Genomic DNA, 6,712 nt, shown 5'->3' with positions numbered 1-6,712 from the left:
ATTGTATTGCTTCCAGTTAGTTGTTTTATAGCGAGGTTTTGACACGATTGATGGGTGAGTTGATAGGCTATGCCGATCAGATCACCAGCTATGGTTTTAGTTCAACTGATTTAGGAAACAAAGCCCTTGATATGCGCAAAAATCTGCGCATTCCGTTAGAAAAAAGATTTTTCTTTTCAAAAGAATCATTTATAGCATTGATTTAGTTTGTTAAATTTAGATTTTTTCGACACTGGTTATCCCGAGTTCAGGTTAACTAGAAGGTGTAGCTAACAGAAAGCATGGGGCCGATAAAACTGTAGTAAATATTGTAATCGGCAATTTGAGTCTCTTTATTTGGGGACTTTTGTGCGATATCGACGTCAACTTTGTAATAGTTATAGGCAACACTCATACGCCAATTGGGAGTAATTTGCGCATCTATGCCTAATTTAATATCAACCAACTCGCCTTTGACATCATTGAGGTTGATATAGAAATACTGGGCGTGAGTGGTTAAATCCCATCCAGAAATAAATTCGTAATTAGCATAGACGCCAAAGTCCGGCAGTGGTGCAGTGATATTCTCATCGACAATTTGCGGTATTGCCTGGCTCGCACAGACATTATTCAGTAACTCAGAGGCTTTACAGACGCCGATAATGCCTTCAAATCCTGTCTTGATAAACATTGTGTGTAAACCAAGAGACAAACCAACATCATAGTTACTGCCTTGAATTGCATCAAAACCGTAACCAACACGTAGAATATCGATATTTAAGGTGGAGCTGAGTTTTCCGCCTGCTTTAATATCGTAAATTGTATCGTTAATTTCAATTTGGAAGGGTTTGGAAAGGGCTTGGGTTTCGGCTGTGCGGTGTAGTTGTTTCCAGTCGAGGTAAAGATGATGGCGTTCGTTGAAGTGATAATTTAGCTCAACAAAGGGCAAAAATTCGTTTTCGGCCAGTTGCAGATCGGACTCATAGTTTAAGGTGAAGTTACTCGCGGTATTCGGGTTAGTCACTTCCATATTGGTATCTGACTGCGAATAAAATCCCCCTAGCTCCAAGCTGAATTCGCCCGCCAGCACAGGAGTGCAAGTGAGAAGGGCGATCACTAAGGGGGTTAGACGAGTGGAAATCAACGCTACTCCAGTATTCTTCTTATTATATCCAGCGATAACATCAGACTTAAGTGCCATAAGTTATGACCATTTGGAGTGTATCAGTAAATCTTTAAATGTGAATAAAATGTTTTGAAAAGTGTGGATTTTCGTGATTTAAAACAAAAGTTGTATGGTTAATCGCTTTGGTATCGCAGGCTTGAGGGAGGGATCACAGTAATTTACATCTTGGTGATTAGGGCGTGTTGAGGTTTCTGCTGCGTTATCGTCCATTTATGTAGAATAACTACACTGTACGGACTTTGCCTTGCATAAAAGCCAGCCACATTACTGCAAAAATAACCCTGAAACGTCAACACGCCCTAGTGACGGGAATATGTCGTAAAGCCTAAAAAAACGGCCCAGTAGAGACTGAGCCGCCGATAAGAGCTTAACGAGACCGCATCAATTGTTATGCGTGTTAGCGGCCGATGTTGGCTCGCTGCTTTTCTCGTCCTTGTTAAACATGCCTAAACGGATGCGGATAAAGTGCAAAATTTGCGCAGCAATATCCACATTTAAGCACGATTCTAATCCTTCAAACCCAGGTGATGAGTTGGCTTCGCAGATTTTGTAATGGCCGTTATCGAACAATAAATCGATACCTGCCACATCTAAATCGAGAATATTGGCGGTTTGCGTCGCGAGCCATTCGATTTCAGGGGTGATTTCAAAGGGCCTCGCCGAGCCACCCGCGCTGACATTAGCTTTAAAGCTATCTTCTTGCCCACGTCGCTCGTAGCAGCCTGCAACGCGTCCGCCAATAGTAAAGACTCGCAAGTCGCGGCCATGACTATTGGCGATGAACTCTTGCAAAATAATGTTGGCGTTTTTATTAGTCGCTTCAATTAGTTGCATTAAGTCATCAAACTCACGGGCTTTGTGTGATAAGAATACACCACTGCCTTGAGAGCCTGAGAGCGTTTTAATCACTACGGGAAAACCTAAATGTCGCTCAACCAGATCAATATCAACCGGGAATTTGACCAACATGGTTTTTGGTGTCGGTAAATTCTTCTCGGCCAACAATTGCTGGGAGAAGAGCTTATCTTTAACAATCTCAATGGCTTTTGAAGGATTTAAACAATAGACCCCTAAGCGTTCTAAATGGCGAATGATTGCCAACGCAAAGTAGGTGGTGCCAGAACCCATGCGCGGAATGATAAAATCCGGCAATTCAACGGGTTGTCCATTTAACAAAATACTTTTGTTATCTTCTCTCGTCACGGTGAGATCAAACTCATCCGGCGCATAAACGGCTAATTCAATATTGTCGGCCTTAGCTGCCGCCAACAGACGTTCGATTTCATACCATTCAGGTTTTAGCTGAGTCGCGGTTTCTTTATATAAAATCCAACCACGCATTTAATCGCAAACCTTCATTTTCATGCTTTGTCCTCGGGTTCAGCTTCATCCTGAACATCATCTTCAATTTCAACATCCACATCTACATCGAATGCCGCTTCTGGCTCAACCTCAGGTTTGGTTGCTGGTAAATGAACCGTGCCAACCACTGCATAAAAGGGCTTACCCCGGGCGAGTTTGCGGTACTTTAACCAGATCTGCTCTAACAAGCTACTCGGAGCGATGTTTCCTTTGATGACTTCGACAAATTGTGCTTCGTCGGCGGTCACTGGGAGTGTTTTGCCTTCAGCAAGGTTTTTCATGGCATGACCATGTAATTCGAGCAGTTCGGCTTCTTTACTTGTGAAGTCGCCACTGCGCTTAAAACCTTTGGGGAAATTAGTATCGTCGTAAAAGCGTTTGTGAGATACAAAACTGGCAGCTGAGCCGTTCAGCGTCTCAGAACCCCTGTTAGCGTTTGAAAAAGACTGTTCAGACATGGCTGTTACCTTCTAGATTTTGGTATACAAAGATTTGCAAGTGGAGTATTGGCTAGTATTATTGATTTATAAATCAAAAAAATTTGCCTATGTTGGTCAAGAATTTTTATGGATACCGATTTACTAAAGACCTTTCTGGAAGTCTCTCGTACCCGCCATTTTGGTAAGGCAGCGGAAAACCTCTACCTTACCCGTAGTGCGGTAAGTTTTAGAGTTAAACAGCTTGAGAGCATTCTTGGTGTTGCCTTGTTTGAGCGCCAACGAAATAATATTCAGCCGACCCCTGCTGGGGAACGGATGTTGGGCCATGCGGAAGCGGTATTGACAGCATGGGAGCGCGCCAAGCAGGATGTTTCGCTTAGTCAGTTACAATCGACTCAATTAGCGATTGGTGCGGGCCCCAATATTTGGGATGCCTATTTACAGCGGTATTTACAGCATCTGCATGTGGGACTTCCTGGGGTTGCATTGCGGACCGAGGTTTTGCCACTCACCGTAATGACACGGCAATTGATGGATAGGACTCTCGATCTGGCGATCTCTTTTGATCCACCCAAACTTGACCAATTTGAATTAATCCAATTAGGCCAAATCAATTTGCTGCTGGTATCTAAATCCCGGGATGTGTCCGTTAATGAGGTGCAAGCTGGACAATATGTCAAAGTCGATTGGGGGACGGCCTTTAATATTATTCATGCGCAGGAATATGCGGCTTTACCTGTGCCAACTTTACATACCAGTTCGGCTCGAATCGCCTTAGATTTTATCTTAAATAACGGCGGCTGCGCATTTTTACCCGAGCATTTGGTGCAGCCTTTGCTTCAAAGAGGCGAACTGAATTTGGTCGCGGGGGCGAGTGCGATTTCACGCAGTGTGTATGTCGCCTATTGGGCTGAAAATGACAGACTAGAGCAAATTAAGCAGGCGATAAGTTTTTTAGCGGATAAGCTCGTAATTGAAGATAACTAAATTTGTTGAGTTGGATAAAAAAACGCCTTTGGGATAATTCCTAAAGGCGTTTTTTATCAGCGAATTTAATGACCTAAATCAGTGTTAATGCGCACAAAGGATTATATCAAGCGCGGTAATAACACCACGAGCCAAGTGATCCCGCAGAGCGCTAAACTCATGAACACCGCAGCAGAGGCGATATCCTTTGCTTGACCACTCAGGGGATGGATCTCACTGCCAACACGGTCAACAACTGCTTCAATAGCAGAATTTAATAGCTCTACAATTAACACGATAAACAGCGTTAAGATCAGCATTAAGCGTTCCATGGTGCTGATATCGACCAATAGGGCGATGGGGAGCATCACCACCGCAAGCATCAATTCTTGTCTAAACGCAGCTTCATGGACCCACGCCGCTTTTAAGCCCTTCATTGAAAATCCCGTCGCTCTAAAGATGCGTTTTATACCGTGGTTATTTGCTGGTTTCATAATTATTCCATCGACTTGGGCGGTTGTTCGTGAGCATTTTCGTTCAAACTGAATGCGACATGTGTGCCGGCTTTTGAACGAGCTTAAAAAAGAGGCCGCAGTATAGCCCGATAATTTATGTGTATAAATAGTTAACTATACAAATTGCTCGCTCTGTTAGGGGGATCATATTGCGGCCGGATTAGCGGCAATCAAGGCTAAATACTAAGCTTGCAGTGGGATGACTTACAGAGAGACAAAGGAATGACTCTGACAATTCGCGTACTTTTTTTAAGAAATGCACTTGCCAAGTGCTTTGGGCTTCTCATTGGTCTTTGCAGCTTATTTATTGCGGTTAGCTATGCAAGTCCTGCACCGAATATTCAATTAGCAACGGAATATGCACTCGACGATCATACTCAAATCGGCGCGTTTCTGGTCAGTGAAAAACTTGATGGTGTGCGTGGTTACTGGGATGGGCAACGTTTGTTTACCCGTCAGGGGAATCCCATTCTGGCCCCAAGTTGGTTTACCGCCGAGTTTCCCACTATCGCAATGGAAGGTGAGTTATGGATCGGGCGAGGGCAGTTTGAGGCGATTTCAGGATTAATACGTCAAACATCGCCAAAGGATACGGACTGGCAAAAGGTACGCTTTATGGTATTTGATTTACCGACAACCAAGGGGAGCTTTGAAGACCGTTATCTGCAAATGCAAACTCTGATCGTGGGAAAATCGGCTTATCTTCAAGTTATTGAGCAATTTAGTGTCGGCAGTGTCGAGGCCCTCTATGACACTTTAAATACCTTAGTTGCCCTTGGCGCTGAAGGATTAATTTTACATCGACGCACTGCGGTATATACGCCGGGACGTAATCCTAATGTAATGAAGTTAAAGCCCTATTTAGATGCTGAAGCGACGGTGATTGGTTATGTTGCTGGCAAAGGGCAATTTGCCGGGAAAATGGGTGCCTTAAGAGTGCAAACACCAGAGGGGCGAATTTTTAGTATTGGCACAGGTTTTAACCTTGCAGAGCGTCAGCATCCCCCTGCTATCGGTACACTTATCACTTACAAGTATCTAGGATTAACGGTGAATGGCTTGCCGCGATTTGCTAGTTATTTACGGATCAGGACAGACATTGTGCCTGAAGATAAAGAAGTTAAAGAATAAGTTGCGAAATTGTTGGATATTGATAAAAATCGAACGCTATCAATAAGGGTTTTGCCGAGTATCATACTGATTATTAATAGGCAATAACACCAAGGAGTAGGTTTTGGTTAATATTCAATTTAGTGAACATTCTTTGAAGCAACGCTTGGCTAAAATCTTAACGGTCCCCAAATGGACTAAGCAGCCCATTGTCACCGCTAAAGCGTTTTTGCAAAGTTTAACCATTGCCCAGCGCTGTTATCTATTAGCATTAATTGCATTATTGCTATTTCAGTCAGATATTTGGCTGGCCGCTATTATCACTGCGGTTGCGTTAATCATTGAATTTTGGCCAAAATTTGCAATAGCGTGGCATTCATTGGCTGGAAAAGCCATTTTCCTACTCTTTTATGCCGTTATTGCCAACTTTGCCTTGGCCGCCAGTGGTAGTGTGGTTAATGAAATCACAGGTGTTTCAGCTTCACATTTGTCTTACACCCACAACTTTGCCATTTTGCTGTATTTACCCATTTGGTTCGTGTGTATTTCTATTCTCGCGTTACTGCTTCTGCAAATTGTGATCCCTTGTTATTTATTGTTCCATATCGGTTTACGGATTTTAGGGTTAGAGACCAACCAACAGGACAATAAAAAACGCTTTGTGGTAACAACGGCATTTTTACGTATGGTGTTATCTGTGGTGTTATTAATGAATCTTGTTGCCATCTCCGATGGTGAAACTTTATTGGAGAACGTTGCGAACAAAATACAAAAAAATGAAAAAGTGAGTCTTGCAAACACTGTTGTTGAAGTCAAAATAACCGAAAAAGCCCAGACTGAAGCAGAGAAAGCGGCTAATGATCTCACCATGCAATCTGCTGATGGCACTATCGAATCCTTAAGAACTTTTGGGCACACATATTACAAGGGGATCCGAGAATTAATCGCGTTATTTGCCTATAAGTTTGAGGCCAATGGCCGTAGTCGTTGTGAAAAATTAGCCAATTCAGTGGTGGTTGAGTTAAACGATTACGAAATACTGGAAATCACCGAGTCTGCTAACGAGAAATACGGTTATCATTTTGAAGTGAAAAAATGTATTTCTCCCGCCTTTGGGCAAATCGCATATCCCCCTAAATAGCGCTGCCAGAGGA

At 43.1% G+C, this 6,712-nt stretch carries 8 protein-coding genes; 4 read left to right on the top strand and 4 right to left on the bottom strand.

Features of this window, described 5'->3' with window-relative positions; translation table 11 throughout:
* Positions 1–50 precede the first annotated feature (50 nt).
* Positions 51–206: a hypothetical protein gene (locus tag IEY09_RS12315; RefSeq protein WP_188871246.1), complete on the top strand. Its 156-nt coding sequence runs from the start codon at positions 51–53 to the stop codon at positions 204–206.
* A 50-nt stretch (positions 207–256) separates the two neighbouring features.
* Here the strand turns inward: IEY09_RS12315 and IEY09_RS12310 are convergent, their stop codons facing one another.
* The 3 genes from IEY09_RS12310 to IEY09_RS12300 all read right to left on the bottom strand — a co-directional run bounded on the left by IEY09_RS12310 (position 257) and on the right by IEY09_RS12300 (position 2,985).
* Positions 257–1,120 carry a hypothetical protein gene (locus IEY09_RS12310; protein ID WP_037418173.1) on the bottom strand — a complete coding sequence of 288 codons (864 nt, stop codon included), beginning with the start codon at positions 1,118–1,120 and terminating at the stop codon, positions 257–259.
* Between the two features lie 426 nt (positions 1,121–1,546).
* Positions 1,547–2,506: an ATP-grasp domain-containing protein gene (locus IEY09_RS12305; RefSeq protein ID WP_037418145.1), complete on the bottom strand. Its 960-nt coding sequence runs from the start codon at positions 2,504–2,506 to the stop codon at positions 1,547–1,549.
* A 20-nt stretch (positions 2,507–2,526) separates the two neighbouring features.
* Entirely contained in the window at positions 2,527–2,985 is a 459-nt protein-coding gene (locus IEY09_RS12300; protein WP_037430721.1) for a MaoP family protein, read from the bottom strand.
* 108 nt (positions 2,986–3,093) lie between these two features.
* On the opposite strand from IEY09_RS12300, the gene hdfR reads away from it, so the two are divergent.
* Positions 3,094–3,954, top strand: a complete 861-nt coding sequence (hdfR, locus tag IEY09_RS12295; protein WP_037418139.1) for an HTH-type transcriptional regulator HdfR — start codon at positions 3,094–3,096, stop codon at positions 3,952–3,954.
* Positions 3,955–4,055: 101 nt separating this feature from the next.
* Here hdfR and IEY09_RS12290 read toward each other — a convergent pair whose 3' ends face one another.
* Entirely contained in the window at positions 4,056–4,427 is a 372-nt protein-coding gene (locus IEY09_RS12290; RefSeq protein WP_037430715.1) for a diacylglycerol kinase, read from the bottom strand.
* Positions 4,428–4,670: 243 nt separating this feature from the next.
* Here IEY09_RS12290 and IEY09_RS12285 point away from each other — a divergent pair, with 243 nt between their 5' ends.
* Positions 4,671–5,579 carry a DNA ligase gene (locus IEY09_RS12285; RefSeq protein ID WP_088585508.1) on the top strand — a complete coding sequence of 303 codons (909 nt, stop codon included), beginning with the start codon at positions 4,671–4,673 and terminating at the stop codon, positions 5,577–5,579.
* A 103-nt stretch (positions 5,580–5,682) separates the two neighbouring features.
* The gene (locus tag IEY09_RS12280) at positions 5,683–6,699 is read left to right on the top strand and encodes a hypothetical protein (protein ID WP_229777889.1); all 1,017 of its coding nucleotides are present in this window, start codon (positions 5,683–5,685) and stop codon (positions 6,697–6,699) included.
* The last annotated feature ends 13 nt before the right edge of the window (positions 6,700–6,712 follow it).

The sequence above is a fragment of the Shewanella xiamenensis genome, from assembly GCF_014647135.1.
In the GTDB taxonomy this organism is placed as follows: Bacteria; Pseudomonadota; Gammaproteobacteria; order Enterobacterales; family Shewanellaceae; genus Shewanella; species Shewanella xiamenensis.
This window is presented reverse-complemented; position numbering and strand designations above follow the sequence as displayed.

Excerpts from the sequence above, each read along its gene's own strand:
- IEY09_RS12300 (WP_037430721.1), bottom strand. The coding sequence starts at position 2,985 with ATGTCTGAACAGTCTTTTTCAAACGCTAACAGGGGTTCTGAGACGCTG.
- IEY09_RS12285 (WP_088585508.1), top strand. The coding sequence starts at position 4,671 with ATGACTCTGACAATTCGCGTACTTTTTTTAAGAAATGCACTTGCCAAG.
- IEY09_RS12290 (WP_037430715.1), bottom strand. The coding sequence starts at position 4,427 with ATGAAACCAGCAAATAACCACGGTATAAAACGCATCTTTAGAGCGACG.
- IEY09_RS12315 (WP_188871246.1), top strand. The coding sequence starts at position 51 with ATGGGTGAGTTGATAGGCTATGCCGATCAGATCACCAGCTATGGTTTT.
- hdfR (WP_037418139.1), top strand. The coding sequence starts at position 3,094 with ATGGATACCGATTTACTAAAGACCTTTCTGGAAGTCTCTCGTACCCGC.
- IEY09_RS12305 (WP_037418145.1), bottom strand. The coding sequence starts at position 2,506 with ATGCGTGGTTGGATTTTATATAAAGAAACCGCGACTCAGCTAAAACCT.